This window comes from Metabacillus herbersteinensis, assembly GCF_042433335.1.
In the GTDB taxonomy this organism is placed as follows: domain Bacteria; phylum Bacillota; class Bacilli; order Bacillales; family Bacillaceae; genus Metabacillus; species Metabacillus herbersteinensis.
Window position 1 is genome coordinate 1 of record NZ_JBHLVO010000005.1, and the last position, 15,447, is coordinate 15,447.

Sequence of the window (15,447 nt, forward strand, 5' to 3'; positions counted from 1 at the left end):
AGGTCTACTATTCTCTATAATTGCTTCAAATCCAATAAAAAAATCAAAAAGGAGTTCGGAATGAGGCATTCCGAACTCCTTTTGTCTACAAACTGAAGCAGTGTGTAAACTACACTGCTTTTTACGTCTATAAATTTAAATGTTAGTTATCTGCACTCTTCACCAACGACTTAGCAAACAACGTCCTTAACTCCACTGAACGCTCTGTTGCTCGTTTCACACAAGCAATCATTGCTTCTTCAAACTGCAGTTCTTTTAAAACAGAAAGGCCTGCTTCAGTTGTTCCGCCTTGACTTGTGACTTCTTTTCTTAAAAGTGTTGGACTCTTTCCTGTTACCCTCAGCATTTCAGAGGCACCTGAAAGCGTCTGGAGAATTAACTCTCTTGCAATAAGCTCATCGATACCGACTTCTAAGGCTGCTTTTTCTAACACTTCAACGAGGTAATAAATATAGGCTGGCCCGCTTCCAGAAAGACCAGTTACCGCGTCAAGCTGATTTTCGGTTACAACTGTACAAATGCCAATGGCTTCAAAAAGGGTTTGGCATATTTTTAGTTCTCCGATATTCACACGGTCGCTTGCAGCGATTGCAGTTGCTGCTTTTCCAATTGAAGCAGACGTATTTGGCATTGCCCTTACTACTGCAATATCCTTATCGAACAGCTCCTCAATCGTGTGAATGGAGATCCCTGCTAAAACGGAGAGGATCAGCTGCCTATCTACAAACGATCTTATGGACCCAATTCCTTCGCTTACATCTTTTGGTTTCATTGCCAAGAGGACAATTGAAGATTCTTGGATGAAAACTTCTTTGTTATCCGTTATTTCAATTCCGTATCTGTTTTTTAGTTCTTGTAGTCGATCGTAATTTGATCGATTTGTGACAATGATTTGTTCCGGAGTCATAACGCCCCCTTTTATTAAACCTGAAATCATCGCTTCTGCCATTGATCCTGCACCTAAAAAACCAATTTTCTTCATGATTGCTCCTCCTGTTCCCCTGAAATTTTTCCAAATAAAAAATCTCTTCATCCTTGATATTCAAAGGACGAAAAGATTTTCGCGGTACCACCTTAGTTGGGACTTGTATGCACAATATCCCCAGCTCTTTTCCTTTAACGCAGGATGACGGTTAGGTTTTCCTAACAGCTCATAGGGAAGGTTCAACGAGAAAGAGGACAATGAAACCTTTCAGCCTAACGAGTTTCACTCTCTTTTGTCATTTCTCATTTACTATTCCTAATCAATGCTACATATGAACGAACAAGTCTTTATATTGTTTTTCATTATGCAGTGTGAGACAAGTTGTTGTCAAGCTTCTTTTTTATGACGTAGAGGACGGGGGAAGAGAACGATCCATATCTAAGTTCCCAGTATAACTCTTGAATTATTTGAATATAATGACAAAATACTGAAGGAAGAGTAAAATGAGGTTATACTGAACTATATTTCATGTGGATTCACATAGGCATGCTTACGTAATTTTATATAAAAATAGCAAAAGAGGCGGGAAATGAATTCTATGACAAGTTCTGAAAAAGTGTATCAAATTACATTACCAACTCCTTTTCCTGTTGGTGATGTGAATGTTTACCTTGTAAAGGGCGAGAAGCTCACCCTTGTCGATACAGGTCCAAAAACGGAAGAAGCCTGGTTTTCTTTTCAAAAACAGTTACAAGAAATTGGCTATAAACCTGCAGATATTGAACAGATTGTGCTTACTCACCATCACCCTGATCATGTGGGCTTAACGGATTATTTTTCGGATAGCGTACCAGTTATTGGGCATGAATATAATCGACCTTGGCTTAAAAGAGATCCAGATTTCATGGAGCGTCAACGCTCGTTTTTTGAATCACTACTCAGTCAATTTGGAGTAGATAAAAGGTTCTTACGCTTTTTATCACAGCTCAATGATACGCTTAATTACTCCTGCAACCGAGATTTACATACTGCCATTTCAGAAGGGGATGCTATACCTGGTTTGGATGGTTGGCACGTTTATGAAACGCCAGGGCACGCTCAAAGTCATATTGTGTTGCTTCAAGAGAGTGACGGACTACTTCTGGGTGGAGACACTCTGTTAAAGAAAATATCTGCGAATCCTCTTCTTGAACTACCGATGGAAGGGAATCTGCGACCTAAACCACAACTTCAGTTTAATGCATCCTTTAAAAAGCTTTTAGAGCTTCCAATTTCAACTGTTTTTTCAGGACACGGGGAGTCTATTGATAATGCTTACGAGCTTATTTTGCATCGGATGCGCAAGCAAAAAGAACGAGCATTTTTAGTACGTTCTTTTCTTGATGGACAGTCTTTGACAGCTTTTCAAGTTTGTCAGCAATTGTTTCCGGCTATTTATCAGAAGCAATTGATGCTAACGATGTCTGAGACGGTGGGGCAGCTTGACTATTTAGAGGATATCGGTGAAATTAAAGTTAATAGGTCTTCTGAACAGCATATCTATTTTGTTGACTAATTGAGGTGATAAACATGAATACTCGAATACAAGGCTGTCAAGTTCTAATTACAGGAGCATCAGGAGGAATTGGCGAAAAAATTGCGATAGAGTGCGCAAGACAAGGTGCTCATCCAATTTTAATTGCTAGAAGAAGTGACCGTTTAGCAGAGCTTGCTAATCAAATTCAAAGAGACTATGCGGTTTCTTGCTATTATTATCAGCTCGATGTGCAAGACAGTGCGGCGATCAGAGAAACTTTTTCTCGCATTGAGCAAGAAGTTGGGGATATTGATGTACTTGTTAATAACGCAGGATTTGGTATTTTTAATACGGCAGTTGACGCTTCGCTTGACGAAATGAAATCGATGTTTGAAGTGAACGTATTTGGACTGATTGCTAGCACGAAAATGGTATTGCCATCAATGATCCAGCGGAAAAAAGGGCATATCATTAACATTGCCTCACAAGCCGGTAAGCTTGCAACACCTAAATCTAGTCTTTATTCGGCATCAAAGCATGCGGTTCTAGGTTTTACGAATAGTTTGAGAATGGAAGTAAAGGCAGCCAATGTCTATGTAACTGCTGTGAACCCAGGACCGATTCGCACAAACTTTTTTAACATTGCCGACCAGAGCGGGGAGTACGTGAAAAATGTAGAACGATGGATGCTTGATCCCGATAAGGTCGCTCGGCAAATTGTTTCTATCATGATGACACCTAAACGAGAGATTAATTTACCCGGCTGGATGAACACTGGTAGTACACTCTATCAACTCATGCCACATGTCGTCGAACGATTTGCAATCAAGGCGTTTAATAAAAAATGAAAAAGTGCCTGTCCTCCAGTGCTTAGCACGGCAGGGGACAGGCACTTTTCATTGGAACCCAGGAAGTATAAAGTACTTGTACTAGGGATAAGTACTTAGATTTCAGCTGCTAGTTCTTTGAAAGAGAAAGTGAGTCAAAATTTGTCGTAAATCGTCGATTGGCTTATAGAATGGCGGATTTGGCTTATAGAACCTGTAAATTGGCTTATAGAACTTGTGATTCCGCTTATAGAACTTCAATTGTCGCTTATAGAATCAAAAATCCCTCTTTACTTTATGTGTAATCGCGAAGATACTTGTCTAAAAGTAGACTATAATACATTATTTTTTAGAAATTCACAAAAAAACACATCGTTTTATATCACAAATCCTATTAAGAGTACTTTAAAAGGATAGCGATTCTTCTTCTTTTTTTCATTCCTCCTGATTTGTCACATACCCATACACAACACTTCAACTACCTCATACCACTCAGAACCCTCATTTTTTTGGTCTTTTACAGCAGCCAAGATACCTACATACTCTTCATCTGTTAATGGAGCTATAGTCAAGTCTCTCTCATACGGATAAAAGCATTGCTGAATCATTTTATAAAGAAATTTCTCTTCCACGAACCGTTCACCTCACCACGTTTCTGAAGGAGGGAGGTCGGAGTTATAAGAACCGTCCCTTTGCTTCTACAAAAAAAGGAAATAAAGAGTGTTTTGTTGAATAGAGATTAAAGAAGAAAACTGATCAAAAGTAAACAAATTAAAGTTTCCTGAAGAGTTCTAAAAACCTTTTCCAATTTTATAACAGAGAGGAGTGAGCTAAATGCAAAATAACCGAGCAAAGAAAATGTACGATTACCATGTTTGGGCTAACCAACAAGTGATCCAGCACTTGAAGCAACTACCTGATAGGGTTTATAACGAGACTGTTAAAAGTGTTTTCTCATCGATCTCAGATGTTCTGATTCACCTTTATGCAACAGACATTACCTGGTTGGAGACGATGAAAGGAAGCAGCTTCCATGATACTGTTAGAGAAGTTGAGCGTCGAAAGTCAGAAGCATCAGGGGCGTCGGTAGATGAACTAGAAGTGTTCTATGATGCTCTATCAAAGGAATTTTACAGCTTTCTTGCAGAGCAGCAAGATCCAGAACGAATCATCATTACTGAGCACCCTCAATATGGTCGTAGTGAGTTCATACTTGCCGATCTGATTCACCATGTAGTGAATCATGGAACCTACCATCGCGGAAATGTGACAGCGATGCTGCGTCAACAAGGTGAACGAGGTGTACCTACGGATTATGTGTTTTTTCTCTATTAAATAAATGATAACGTTTTGTGTTTATGCAAGAATAAGGCGCGAGAGATAAACAATGGAGTTGTAATTAGCAACTCCTATTTCTTATTGCGCTAAAGGTGCATGTTATTTTAAAGTATCCTGGGAATTTATTAAAATATTATTAAGATGTCGTTGTGCTATATTAAATAAGTATGGTCAAATTGAAAGGATCGTGATGTTATGTCTTTAAATCGAAAGTTTAAAAGATTACTAGCTTCCTCACTTGCTGTTGGGCTGATCTCTTCCCAATTTGCAATGCCTTCTTTTGCTGCGCCTAATGAAGATGCCAAAAAAACTGGTCCAAAAGATGCAACATTTAACCTGTCACTCATGCATACCAACGATACACATGCACGTTTAGATAACGTGGCAAAACGAGTTACGGCTATTAAAGAAGTACGTCAGGAAAAACCAAACGCATTGTTACTGGATGCTGGTGATGTGTTCTCTGGAACTCTCTTTTTTAATGAATTTAAGGGACAAGCTGATCTTGAGTTTATGAATTTGGTTGGTTATGACCTTATGACATTTGGAAATCACGAGTTCGACCTCGGATCCAGTCCTGAAGGCCATGAAGCGTTAGCCAATTTTGTAAAAAACGCAAATTTTCCATTTGTTAGTACGAATATTGACTTTTCTAATGATGATCACCTAAAAGGATTGTTTCATGACAAGACAAAAAACAATGCAAAAGATAGCAACATCTATTCAGGTGTTGTAAAAAAAGTAAACGGTGAGAAAGTAGGATTTATCGGTCTTACAACCGAAGAAACAGCTGAAATATCAAGCCCTGAAGGTATTGTGTTTGAAAATTATATTAAAGAGGCAGAAGAAGCGGTAAAAGCTTTGGAGCATCGAGGCATTAATAAGATCGTTGCGATTACTCACCTAGGGTTTGATGATAATCCAGCATATGATAATGATCTTGAACTAGCAAAACACGTAGAAGGGATCGATGTTATTGTTGGCGGCCACAGCCATACGCAGCTCAATAACGCTGTCGTTGTTTCTACTGACGAAAGAGGTAAAGCAAAAGATCCTACAGTTATCGTTCAAGCCTATCAATATAGTGAATTCTTAGGAACACTTGATGTTGAATTCAACAAAAAAGGGCAAGTGATCGGACAAGCAGGTCAACTGATTAATATATCCGCGAAAAGAGAAGATCCAGAAGCAGCCGAGTTACTTAAAAAGTATTCTAGTAAAATAGAAGAATTAAAAAACAAGCCAACTGGCGGCATTGCTGAAAAAGCACTAATGAACCCACGTACGAATGATGTTGGACCAAGTGTAAGAAACAGTGAAACAGAGTTAGGAAACCTCATCACCGATGGGATGCTGGATAAGGCAAAGATATTCAATGAGAATACGCTTATAGCCTTCCAAAACGGTGGCGGAATACGTGCCCCAATTGATCAAGGGGAGATCACGTTTGGAGATGTTTTGACGACACTTCCGTTTGGGAACACTCTTGCGTCAATAAAACTGTCCGGTACAGAAATTAAGTCTGCGCTCGAGCATAGCGTCAGCCAGGCTCCTAAAGAAAGCGGCGGTTTCCTTCACGTATCTGGTTTGAAATTCACGTACGATAGCACAAAGCCAGCTGGAAATCGAGTCGTTTCAATGGATGTTGAGACATCAGAGGGTGTATTTACTCCATTAGATCTGCAAAAAGAGTACGTTGTGGCAACTAATGCATTCACCGCAAAAGGTGGAGATGGGTTCACTGTATTCAGAAAAGCCTATGAAGAAGGTCGAGTCACAGACCTAGGATTTTCCGACTGGGAAAATCTGCGAGACTATGTGGCTAAGTTAGTAAATGTTAACCCTCAAATTGAAAAACGAATCGTTGATGTTACGAGACCATAATTTTATTTTAATACCTATCATGCAACTAGTAGATGACCTCGGATTGATCGAGGGCACTGAAAAACACAACCTATATTTTGGTGAAAAAGACCATCCCGATAGTTTTTTGGGTTGGTCTTTTTGTTGTGCGCCCAGCATGAATTTATGTCAATTATCTTTCCTTCGATGTGAGAACTATGGGAACATCAATGGTTCTAATTATCCTCTTTCTTCCTCACTAGATAGTGGTAGCTTTTTCATAGGAGATAAACTAAAGGTTCCTCTCTAACAATATCCCTACTTGTTCTGCCATGACTTGAGGTGAATAAGGCCTTTCATTCTTGAACCACCATTCCACTATCCCTACGTAAGACGTAACAATAAATTGAAGAACAACATCCTCATTTAATCCGCGATTTTTTCCTTTTGTTATATCGACTTCATCCTTGAACTCTTCAATGAGAAACTGATGGAACTGGCTACGAAAAGACGGGGCTCCTTTACTCGCTAACATCGTCGTGAAGAATAAATAATGACTTTCAAGGTATTCGAACCAGATCAAATTCGCATCTATAAAATCCATTTCAGATGCCGATTCGCACAATTCCCGTAGTTCGTTGATATGTTCTTCAATGAGTTTATCCAGCAGATCAAATTTATCCAAATAATGAAGATAGATGGTTCCGCGGCTAACATTAGCCCTGTCGGAAATATCCTGTATCGTAATGTCATCAAATTTTTTTTCAGTCATCAATTCAATCACAGCTTTTTTTATCGCTTCTTGAAATTTGCCTATTCTTCGATCCACTTTAGTACGATGCAACTGCAAATACTGATCGATTAGTCGTGGAGCGAGTTGCTTCAATCGCAAAAAAGCGTGGGGTTCCGCGCGTTCAAATCGCGCTTGCTTGGGTGCTACAGAAGGAACCGGTAACAGCTCCCATTATCGGTGCTACGAAAATTTCTCATCTCGAAGATGCGGTATCTGCTCTTTCAATTACGTTAACACCTGAAGAAATTGCGTTCCTGGAAGAGCCATATGTACCACACCCAATAGTTGGTTTTAAATAATTTAGTGCGACGACAACTTGATATAGTTTTAAAATTTATAACAGAAGTACAGCCGATTTTCTAAGTAGGAAGATCGGCTTTTTCTATACTGTGCCCTCCACCCCATATAGAACTCGAGCGTCAACGAATAGGATTTAAAGGATGGCTGCATTTTTGCTGCCTTGTCTCAACATCGCGACGGGATGTGAGACTTGCTCTTTCGTTTATTCCTCCTGATTAGTTACATACCCATACACAACATCTTCGACCACCTCATACCACTCAGAACCTTCATCTTTTTGGTCTTTTACAGCAGCCAAGATCCGTACATACTCTTCATCTGTTAGCGGATCTATAGCCAAATCGCGCTCATACTGATAAAAGCACTGCTGAATCATTTTATAAAGAAATTTTTCCTCCACGGACAGTTCACCTCACAACATTATTATATCAGGCACCACAGAAAAAACTACCATTGAAATCGAACGTATATTCCCTTACGATTATCGATATACTGTTATTGCGAACATATATTCTTATTTTAGGAAGGGAGACATGATTAGTGTGGATTACAATCAATTTCAAAAGCGGAAGATTCTTTGTATTGATATGAAGAGCTTTTACGCTAGCTGTGCCGCTGTCATGCTTGGACTTGATCCACTTACCTGCTATCTAGCGGTCGTTGGTGATACAGAGCGAAAGGGCAGCATTGTGCTTGCAGCTTCACCGCGGTTAAAAAAAGAATTTGGTATTAAAACTGGCTCACGAATGTTTGAAATTCCTAATGATCCTCGTATTCGACTCGTTAATCCGAGGATGGCGATGTACATTCGAATGTCGACTGAGCTAACAAAACTGTTTCATCGCTACGTTCCAAAGGAATCCATCCACACGTACAGTGTTGACGAAAGCTTCATCGAGGTCGACGGGGTTGAACATATATGGGGAGACGCACGAACCATTGCACAGAAAATTAGAAACGATATGGAACGGGAATTTCAGCTTCCGAGTGCAATTGGAATTGGGCCTAATATGCTGCTTGCAAAAATCTGTCTTGATACGGATGCAAAAAAAGTAGGGATCGCAGAATGGACCTATGACGACGTACAAGAAAAGCTTTGGAAGCTTGAACCACTGAGTGAGATGTGGGGAATTGGTAGTAGAGTGGAAAAAACGTTAAATCGTATGGGGATTTTTAATGTAGGACATCTTGCCAACTACCCATTGGAGTTGCTAGAAAAAAAGTTTGGCATTATGGGCAATCAACTCTATTACCACGCGTGGGGAGTTGATTTATCAGAAATCGGTGCGCCGATTATGGAGGGACAGATTAGCTTTGGGAAAAGTCAGATTCTGCTTCGCGACTACCCCGATCCTGAAGAAGTGAAGCATGTTATTTTAGAAATTTGTGAAGAAGTGGCAAGGAGAGCGCGTCAGCATCACAAGGTGGGGCGCACAATTAGTCTCGGAATTGGCTACAGCAAGGATGAATTTGGCGGAGGTTTTCATCGCGCAAAAACGATTGCTCAACCAACAAACATTACCATGGACCTTTACGAAACCTGTCTTCAGCTTTTTAGGCAGTTTTACACGAACAAAACAGTGCGTAAAATATCGGTAACCTTATCAAATATTGAAGAAGACTGTGAAATGCAGCTTGATTTATTTCAAGAAAATCGATTTAAACAGCGTACACTCGGATATGTGATGGACTCCATCCGTAGCAAATATGGATCAGACGCCGTCCTCAGAGCCGTTTCCTATACAAATGCAGGAACTGCTACACATCGTGCCAAGCTTGTTGGAGGTCATAAAGCGTAGCATTTTAAAACTATTGTAGGTGAACAAGCTACCAAAGCCAATTCCTAGAATACTGTATATGGAATTTATTCTAGGTCGAGGTGTGTACATGAGAGAAAAGAAGCAACATCAGTTCTTAAAATATATGGCTTTAGGAGATTCCCTAACAGTAGGGGTGGGGGCGTCTTTCTTAGCACCAGGATTTGTATCTAATTACGCGAGATTAACAGAGGCTGAACTAAATGCACGTGTATTTGTAGATGTATATGCAAGATCTGGAATTGAAACGGGAGAGGTACTTAAGATTGTTGAAAATCCGTGTCTTCACGAAAAAATTAAACATGCCAATATCATCACATTATCGGCCGGCGGAAACGACCTCATCAGTGCAAGTAAAGTATTTGCAGACACGGGATCAGATGCCGACCTACAAGAGTCATTAAAAGAATGCCGAGAAAATGTAGGCAACATCATCACAATTGTAAAAGAATTGAAAAAAGACTGTGGAGAGCCATACATGATTCGAATTCTAAATCTTTATAATCCACTCCCCGAACTACCACTTTCAGATAAATGGGTTCGTTTATTTAATCGACATCTAAATAGCTTTGACGATGGTTCCTTGATCAGAGTGGCTAACATTTATTCCATTTTCAAAGGAAGAGAAGATGAATTATTATCTAGAGATCGAATTCATCCAAACAATCGTGGATATGAAGAAATCGCTTATACTCTCTTGCAATTGGGGTATAAGGGAATTGATTGAGGATAAACACAGGGTATTTAAAAATAACTTATTCACATTGCTGAATAGGTTATTTTTTTGTTTAAGCCTGATTTCTCCTAATGAATTTTAAATGCCATGGTAAGAAATAAGCATAAGCAACGAAGTGAACAGGTGTTGACCACCATGTTTTCCAAAGCTTTAATTCCATTAATCCGACTTTAACTGTTACCCACTCTAAAATAAGGGATACAACAACAAATAGGACGACATAGAACCATTTCTTCTCTTGTGAATAGTAGTTTAAGTAGATTACTGATAAACATGAGGGTATGACACTAAACAGCAAAATTTCTGGTAATCCTTCTTTTTTTGGGTGTCCAATATCAAATATGTCTAAGGGCGCCGCTAATGTCATATCAACTGTCCAAACGATATATCCAATAAGGCTAAAAGTAATATAAATTTCCCTCCAACTTAACCTTTTAGGCATGAAAATCATAAATAACAATAATACCGAACCGAGAATAGCGGGATACCACCATCCCTGAGTTAAAGCGAAATCTGGTTGTTTCATAAAACTCCTCCATTCAGATCTTTTATTTATTATTAATCTTAAATGACTAGTTATTTATGCGAGGATTTGAAAACCAGGAGTCTCTTTTAAAAGATATACTATTGTTTGTTATTTGTTTATTTATAAAGAAAAATACATCTATTTTTGTACTAATATCAGAATTTATATAATTCTAGGATTCAGTTTGCATTTCTGAATCCAGCTCCAGCGCCTAGCCCCTCGAGGTCATAAGTCAATTCTAAATTGAAGGCAAAGAACGCCTTCTATTTAGAATCGCCTTATGCTTGTCGGGGCTGAACAAGGCGCTTGCGCTTTTTTTATAATTGATGTAATAATTCGAGGGAGTTCTCGACATTAATAATTAAACAGGGAATTTTTATTAAAGTTGCTAAGATGAACTTAACTTAATGATCCTTTTGTCCTATATGACATTTATCATGTTTTGGACATGACACATATGACTGCACAAAATGATGAAAACCCTTTATCATTTAAATTACCAATCAAAGAAGGGAATTACTGAAATGACAAAACAACTACAAAAAAACTTAAAAAAACAAGTAGCCCCTTATGAAAAATCAAATACAAAAGACAGTGTATGGCAACTCATAAACACGGTCATACCCTTTATTTTGTTATGGTTCCTTGCCTATCAGAGTCTGTCTATTTCTTTTTTTCTGACGTTAGCAATTGCTGTAGTAGCAGCTGGATTTATGACACGAACTTTCATTATCTTTCATGATTGTTGTCATCACTCTTTCTTTAAAAATCGACTTGCAAATAAAATTGTCGGAACAGTCACAGGGGTACTTACCTTTTTCCCTTATAGCCAATGGCAGCATGACCATTCCATTCACCACGCAACAAGCAGTAATTTAGACAAGCGTGGAACAGGTGATATTTGGATGCTTACGGTGGATGAATATTTAGCAGAATCTTTATCGCGTAGAATAGCCTATCGACTATACCGAAATCCGTTCGTTATGTTTGGTTTAGGTCCAATTTATGTATTCCTTATTAAAAATCGATTCAATAAAAAAGGTGCTAAGTCAAAAGAACGCATCAACACTTATATTACAAACATCTCAATCTTTGCTTTGATAGGTCTGCTTTGCTGGACAATTGGATGGGAAGCTTTTGTTTTAGTACAAGCTCCAATCTTTTTAATTGCAGGATCTGTTGGCATCTGGCTTTTTTACGTGCAGCATACCTTTGAGGATTCTTATTTTGAAGAAACTGCACAATGGGATTACGTGAAAGCAGCAGTAGAGGGAAGTTCATTTTACAAGCTCCCTAAATTTCTCCAATGGATGACAGGAAATATTGGTTACCATCATGTTCACCATTTAAGCCCAAGGGTGCCGAACTATAAACTTGAAGAGGCACATGTCAATACTCTACCATTACAAAACATACCAACGATTACGTTAGCAACAAGCTTGCAATCACTAAAGTTTCGTCTATGGGATGAACAAAACAGAAAGTTCGTAGGATATACAGAAATTAAGAATTTGGCTAAAATGAGAAGTAATAGTGTCAATTAACCACGAGGATCTATAAAAATAGCTTACAGTAAAAAGGGGATTTCAATATGTTTAAAAAATATATAAGCAATGGAATTTCCCCTTATATATGGGCTGTTCTAAGTATTTTGCCGTTTTATTTTATCTTCCAATCTTCTTCTACGATTGAGATTGTAGTTGGGATTGTTTTGACCGTCTTATTTTTTATCACATTTCGTTTTGCGTTTACTTCTAAAGGCTGGCCGGTGTACCTATGGACATGTATTTTAATTAGCATTTCTTTTACATCAATGTACCTGTTTAGCTATATCTATTTTGCTTTTTATATTGCTTACTATATCGGAAATATAAGCGACCGATTTGCTTTTTTAACTTTATATATCATCCACTTAGTAAGCACAATGGCGTCGATAAACTTTAGCATCATTCTGCACGATGAAATGTTCTTAGAGCAACTACCTTTTATAATCATTACCTGCATCAGTGTCATCCTTCTCCCATTCAATATTCATAACAAAAAAGAGCGTGGACAGTTGGAGGAAAAATTAGAAGACGCGAACAAAAAGATATCGGAGCTCGTAAAGCTAGAAGAACGCCAGAGAATTGCTCGAGACCTTCATGACACATTAGGACAAAAGCTCTCGCTCATTGGATTAAAAAGCGACTTGGCTAGAAAACTTATTTACAAAGATCCGGAGCAAGCCAAAGATGAATTAAAAGACGTTCAAGCGACTGCAAGAACCGCTTTAAATGAAGTAAGGAAAATGGTGTCGGAAATGCGTGGCATCCGCTTGAAAGATGAATTGATCGCTGTTAAACAGATCCTTAAAGCAGCTGAGATCAACTTTGTGAGTGAACAAGAAATTAACCTTACGAATGTTCCTTTGTTAACCGAGAATATCCTCAGCATGTGTTTAAAAGAAGCTGTGAACAATATCATCAAACATAGCCAGGCTTCTACTTGTTACTTCTCCGTCGAACAAGCCCGCACTGGACTCGTCATGGTTGTCCGAGATGACGGAATTGGAAATGTGTCAGAAGATGATTTAACAAAGGGAAACGGACTGATCGGGATGAAAGAACGACTTGAATTTGTTAACGGAAACCTAGAAATTTCAGGGGATAACGGTACTTCATTGATCATTAAAGTACCACTTGACCTAAAGCTAAAAGCTAAGGAGGAGCAGATATGATTACAATTGTCATTGCTGAAGATCAGCAAATGCTTTTGGGAGCATTAGGTTCACTGCTCAATTTGGAAGAGGATATGGAAGTGGTTGGCAAGGCGAGTAACGGCGAAGAAGCCCTGACACTCGTGCAGAAGTTTCAACCAGATGTTTGTATTATGGACATTGAAATGCCTGGCTTGACCGGACTCGAAGCCGCTGAACAGCTGAAAGAAAAAGCGAACTGCAAAGTGATTATCCTAACAACCTTCTCTCGTTCAGGGTATTTTCAACGTGCTTTAAAAGCAGGGGTAAGTGGTTATTTACTGAAGGACAGCCCAAGCGAAGAGCTTGCAAGTTCAATTCGTAAAGTCATCGAAGGCAAAAGAATTTATGCACCGGAATTAATGGACGATGTGTACAGTGAGGAAAACCCGCTTACTGAAAGAGAAAAGAAAGTGTTGGAACTAGTAGCAGATGGAATGAATACACAAGAAATAGCTGACCAACTCAGTATCAAAACTGGAACCGTGCGAAACTATATTTCAACCATCTTTGAAAAGTTAGAAGTTAAAAATCGGATCGAAGCCATTTTGCAGTCTAAGGAAAAGGGCTGGTTTAAATAGAGGTAGAATGAGACCTTAGAGATTTGAATGAAGGCAACTGAGCATTTATTCTATACTTAAGAAAAATATGAGAGCAGTGAATTTCCCAGGGGAATTCACTTTTTTGACGTTTTAAAAGGTAGAATATGTTAATGTTGAGGTGTAGGAGATTAGAGTACTCTGGGACAAAAAATTATTTTATGTAGAGGTGAAAATTATGAAAGTATCTTCTCCGAAAATTCCTTTAACTCCTGAAGAAAAACTAAACCTAAAAAAATGTAAAATAAAATTACATGAGATTGCCGATATGGACATCATGAACTTATCCCAATGTTTACAATCCTCATTCGAACGGGCCAACTACCTCCGTGGACTGGCACAATTCCAAACGGTTCCTTCTATAGGCCCAAAAGTGGCAAAACGTTTAGTTGATTTGGGTTATTACTCACTTCAAGAGGTAAAAACCGAGGAGGGTGCTGATTTAATTAATAGGTTAGAAGAACGCATTGGATACTGGGAGGATCCTTGTTTAGAAGATTCTTTTCGCTGTATTGTCCATCATGCGAATCACCCTGAGAGTAACAAAAGTTGGTTTGACTTTACACCTGATAGAAAAAGCTATCGAGAGCAATATGGATATCCTACTACAAGACCAACGATTGCTTGGTATGAAAAGAAGAAAAATACGAACAATTAGGAGTGCGATATGAAGAAGTACGGAAATGAGTTATTAAAGGTACATCACACTATTATTCACGCTACAGACCGATGTATCCAGCATCTTTAGTTAGACGCCTTGTCAACCAGTTTTCTCTAGACGGAAAGAGCCAGTTGTTAGATTTAGGTTGTGGAACTGGACAGCTGGCACTTAGGTTTTCGGATTGGAGTAGTCGAATTGTCGGTATAGACCCTGAGCTTGAGATGATTAAGGAAGCCAAACGTCTCGGTCAGGAGCTAAGAATTGAAAACATCGAGTGGTTTAATGGTGACTTAATAAAATATAAATCTCAATATGATGATACTTTTAGAATGGTTACTATCGTAAAAGCCTTTCATTGGATGGAAAGAGAGGCTGTTCTTGACACGCTCTATGAGATGATTTCATATGGAGGGGGAGTAGCAATTATAGATGAACATTACTCCCCAGATAAAGAACCTCTGCCATGGCAAAGGAAAGTGAACGAAGTGGTAAGTCGGTGGTATGGAGATCAACGAAGAGCTGGAAATACCATTTACTCACACCCTAAAACGAGCCATGAAGAGGTTATCGCAAAATCAAGATTCGATATAGAAACCCTAACAATACCTACATATGAACAAATATGGACTGTAGACACGATTATTGGAAACATATACTCAACATCTTATGGATCGAAGCGTTTTCTTGGTGAAAATGCAGAGGGATTTGAACGTGATTTAAGAGAAGAATTGCTATTTCATAATAATAATGGTGTGTTTAAGGAGCCGATAATTTTATCGATCAAGCTTGCGTTGAAAAAGTAACTATGAGTTCAAGAAAGAAGGAAGAAAAAA

General features: G+C 38.7%; 16 protein-coding genes, 1 pseudogene and 1 other annotated feature. Of the genes and pseudogenes, 12 read left to right on the top strand and 5 right to left on the bottom strand.

Going from position 1 to position 15,447, the window contains the following annotated elements; genetic code table 11:
• Window positions 1-142: 142 nt before the first annotated feature.
• Window positions 143-982 (bottom strand): pyrroline-5-carboxylate reductase, encoded by an 840-nt coding sequence (proC, locus tag ACFFIX_RS08330; protein ID WP_378932446.1) that lies wholly within the window; start codon window positions 980-982, stop codon window positions 143-145.
• Window positions 983-1,042: 60 nt separating this feature from the next.
• Window positions 1,043-1,257, bottom strand: a binding site (T-box leader).
• 257 nt (window positions 1,258-1,514) lie between these two features.
• Between proC and ACFFIX_RS08335 the strand changes: the two genes are divergently transcribed.
• Entirely contained in the window at window positions 1,515-2,480 is a 966-nt protein-coding gene (locus tag ACFFIX_RS08335) for an MBL fold metallo-hydrolase (protein WP_378932448.1), read from the top strand.
• Between the two features lie 14 nt (window positions 2,481-2,494).
• Window positions 2,495-3,289, top strand: coding sequence for an SDR family NAD(P)-dependent oxidoreductase (locus tag ACFFIX_RS08340; RefSeq protein WP_378932449.1), 795 nt, complete (start codon window positions 2,495-2,497; stop codon window positions 3,287-3,289).
• 431 nt (window positions 3,290-3,720) lie between these two features.
• On the opposite strand, the gene ACFFIX_RS08345 is transcribed toward ACFFIX_RS08340, so the two are convergent.
• Window positions 3,721-3,900: a YqzH family protein gene (locus tag ACFFIX_RS08345; protein ID WP_378932451.1), complete on the bottom strand. Its 180-nt coding sequence runs from the start codon at window positions 3,898-3,900 to the stop codon at window positions 3,721-3,723.
• 202 nt (window positions 3,901-4,102) lie between these two features.
• Between ACFFIX_RS08345 and ACFFIX_RS08350 the strand changes: the two genes are divergently transcribed.
• Window positions 4,103-4,603, top strand: coding sequence for a DinB family protein (locus ACFFIX_RS08350; RefSeq protein ID WP_378932453.1), 501 nt, complete (start codon window positions 4,103-4,105; stop codon window positions 4,601-4,603).
• 198 nt (window positions 4,604-4,801) lie between these two features.
• Window positions 4,802-6,490, top strand: coding sequence for a bifunctional metallophosphatase/5'-nucleotidase (locus tag ACFFIX_RS08355; RefSeq protein ID WP_378932455.1), 1,689 nt, complete (start codon window positions 4,802-4,804; stop codon window positions 6,488-6,490).
• A 250-nt stretch (window positions 6,491-6,740) separates the two neighbouring features.
• On the opposite strand, the gene ACFFIX_RS08360 is transcribed toward ACFFIX_RS08355, so the two are convergent.
• Window positions 6,741-7,334 carry a TetR/AcrR family transcriptional regulator gene (locus ACFFIX_RS08360; protein WP_378932457.1) on the bottom strand — a complete coding sequence of 198 codons (594 nt, stop codon included), beginning with the start codon at window positions 7,332-7,334 and terminating at the stop codon, window positions 6,741-6,743.
• On the opposite strand from ACFFIX_RS08360, the pseudogene ACFFIX_RS08365 reads away from it, so the two are divergent.
• Window positions 7,283-7,540, top strand: a pseudogene (locus ACFFIX_RS08365) (aldo/keto reductase); the annotation flags it as partial. The gene ACFFIX_RS08360 and the pseudogene ACFFIX_RS08365 overlap by 52 nt on opposite strands.
• A gap of 203 nt (window positions 7,541-7,743) precedes the next feature.
• Here the strand turns inward: ACFFIX_RS08365 and ACFFIX_RS08370 are convergent.
• Entirely contained in the window at window positions 7,744-7,941 is a 198-nt protein-coding gene (locus ACFFIX_RS08370; RefSeq protein WP_378932459.1) for a YqzH family protein, read from the bottom strand.
• A 133-nt stretch (window positions 7,942-8,074) separates the two neighbouring features.
• On the opposite strand from ACFFIX_RS08370, the gene ACFFIX_RS08375 reads away from it, so the two are divergent.
• Together ACFFIX_RS08375 and ACFFIX_RS08380 are read left to right on the top strand one after the other, a co-directional pair.
• A complete protein-coding gene (locus tag ACFFIX_RS08375) occupies window positions 8,075-9,340 on the top strand; it encodes a Y-family DNA polymerase (RefSeq protein WP_378932461.1) in 1,266 nt (421 codons plus the stop codon).
• A 19-nt stretch (window positions 9,341-9,359) separates the two neighbouring features.
• Window positions 9,360-10,085 carry a GDSL-type esterase/lipase family protein gene (locus ACFFIX_RS08380; RefSeq protein ID WP_378932463.1) on the top strand — a complete coding sequence of 242 codons (726 nt, stop codon included), beginning with the start codon at window positions 9,360-9,362 and terminating at the stop codon, window positions 10,083-10,085.
• 61 nt (window positions 10,086-10,146) lie between these two features.
• Here ACFFIX_RS08380 and ACFFIX_RS08385 read toward each other — a convergent pair whose 3' ends face one another.
• The gene (locus ACFFIX_RS08385; RefSeq protein ID WP_378932464.1) at window positions 10,147-10,620 is read right to left on the bottom strand and encodes a hypothetical protein; all 474 of its coding nucleotides are present in this window, start codon (window positions 10,618-10,620) and stop codon (window positions 10,147-10,149) included.
• Between the two features lie 524 nt (window positions 10,621-11,144).
• On the opposite strand from ACFFIX_RS08385, the gene desA reads away from it, so the two are divergent.
• The 5 genes from desA to ACFFIX_RS08410 all read left to right on the top strand — a co-directional run bounded on the left by desA (window position 11,145) and on the right by ACFFIX_RS08410 (window position 15,417).
• Window positions 11,145-12,164 (top strand): Delta(5) desaturase DesA, encoded by a 1,020-nt coding sequence (gene desA, locus ACFFIX_RS08390; protein WP_378932465.1) that lies wholly within the window; start codon window positions 11,145-11,147, stop codon window positions 12,162-12,164.
• A gap of 47 nt (window positions 12,165-12,211) precedes the next feature.
• Entirely contained in the window at window positions 12,212-13,336 is a 1,125-nt protein-coding gene (locus ACFFIX_RS08395; RefSeq protein ID WP_378932466.1) for a sensor histidine kinase, read from the top strand.
• Window positions 13,333-13,935, top strand: coding sequence for a response regulator transcription factor (locus tag ACFFIX_RS08400; protein WP_378932467.1), 603 nt, complete (start codon window positions 13,333-13,335; stop codon window positions 13,933-13,935). The genes ACFFIX_RS08395 and ACFFIX_RS08400 overlap by 4 nt, the downstream gene beginning before the upstream one ends.
• 196 nt (window positions 13,936-14,131) lie before the next feature.
• On the top strand, window positions 14,132-14,611 hold the full coding sequence (locus ACFFIX_RS08405) for a helix-hairpin-helix domain-containing protein (protein ID WP_378932469.1): 480 nt from the start codon (window positions 14,132-14,134) through the stop codon (window positions 14,609-14,611).
• Window positions 14,612-14,682: 71 nt separating this feature from the next.
• Window positions 14,683-15,417: a class I SAM-dependent methyltransferase gene (locus ACFFIX_RS08410; protein WP_378932471.1), complete on the top strand. Its 735-nt coding sequence runs from the start codon at window positions 14,683-14,685 to the stop codon at window positions 15,415-15,417.
• The last annotated feature ends 30 nt before the right edge of the window (window positions 15,418-15,447 follow it).